Raw genomic sequence first — 1,435 nt, forward strand, 5'->3', positions numbered from 1 at the left:
CGCGTGTAGCAGCAAAGTCAGCACACATCCCGGTCGCCGGGGCGAGGTGACACGTGTCACCGGCCCTTGGCGCTGTTTGGCGTCTCCGTTCGCCTTTCCGGGAGTTCTGCTGTGTCCGCTCGTCATGCTTCACTGCTCCGTGTACGTGTCCTGGTCGAACGCCTGATCGCTGCCCCGTTCGGCAGGAAATCTTCACGGTCGAGGTCAGCTCCGCCCGCTCCGAACTCCGCTGATCAGACTGTCAACCGGAATGTCCGCCTGCTGAGCTGGTTCAACTTCTTCGGCGACTTCCGCATGTACGGGCCGATTATGGTCATCTACTTCGCGCAAGTCACCGGCTCGTACACCGCTGCCGCCAGCCTCCTGGCGGTGAAGATGCTGTCTTCGGCAGCGTTCGAAGTCCCTACCGGGGTGCTCTCCGACCGCCTGGGCCGACGCGGCACGATGATCGCCGGTGCTGTCGTCATGGTGGCCGCCCATCTCGGGTACGCCGGCGCTTCGGGCTACGGCCTCCTCCTGGCAGCTGTTGTGCTGGAGGGATTGGCGACCTCACTGTGGAGCGGCAACAACGAGTCTTTGCTCTACGACACGTTGCTCGAAGCCGGCCGGGAGGAGGAGTTCCCCCGGCACTCGGGCCGGGTGAACTCGATGTTCCAGATCGCGCTCGCACTGGCGGCAGCCATAGGTGGCGTGGTCGCCGGCGCGTGGTCGCTGCGTGTGGTGGTCGTGCTGTCGGTCGTGCCGCAGGTGCTGTGCGTGCTCGTCGCCTTGCGGGTCCGGGAACCGCGGGTGCACGGCCCGCTGGCGTCGAACGTGCTGGTGCATCTCGGATCGGCCCTGCGCGGCATCCGCCGTAATCCGGTGCTCCGCCGGATGACTCTGGTGTCGGCGCTTCGTTACAGCAGCGAAAGCGCGGCCCAGTTGTCGCCTGTTTTCGTGGCAGGGCTGTGGCCGCTCTGGGCGCTGGGCCTGTGGCGCACCTTCGGCCATGGCGTGGCCTTCGTCGGCTTCCGCGTCAGTGGTTGGATGATCGGCCGGGTGGGCGCGGCCCGCACTCTGCTGTTCGGTGAGCTGTTCGACAACGTGGCGAACGTCGTGGCGCTGGTCAAGCCGACGGTATTTTCGCCCGTGCTGCTTGGGTCACCGGCCTACGGCATGTCGACAATCGCCCAGCAGACGTTGCTGCAGCGCGAGTTCACCGACCGGGAACGCGCGACAATGGGTTCGATTGCGTCGCTGCTCGGCAGCGTGCTCTACGCGCTCGTCGCCCTGGGAGCCGGCCTGGTGGCAGACCGTTGGGGCATCGTTCCGGCGTTGCTCGCGATCCAGGCGGTGGTGCTGATCGCACTTCCACTCGCCTGGTGGGTGCACACGCACGCTTCTTCGCGCCGCGCGGGCGCTGGGACGGTGACGGGATGAGCGCCTTCTCGGCCCC

1 protein-coding gene is annotated in these 1,435 nt (G+C 66.8%); it reads left to right on the top strand.

The genetic code is table 11. The features are described 5' to 3' along the window. Positions 1–111 precede the first annotated feature (111 nt). Entirely contained in the window at positions 112–1,419 is a 1,308-nt protein-coding gene (locus ACTWQA_RS58955) for an MFS transporter (RefSeq protein ID WP_443167491.1), read from the top strand. Positions 1,420–1,435: the final 16 nt, after the last annotated feature.

Source organism: Nonomuraea sp. 10N515B (assembly GCF_052245915.1).
Classification (GTDB): Bacteria; Actinomycetota; Actinomycetes; order Streptosporangiales; family Streptosporangiaceae; genus Nonomuraea.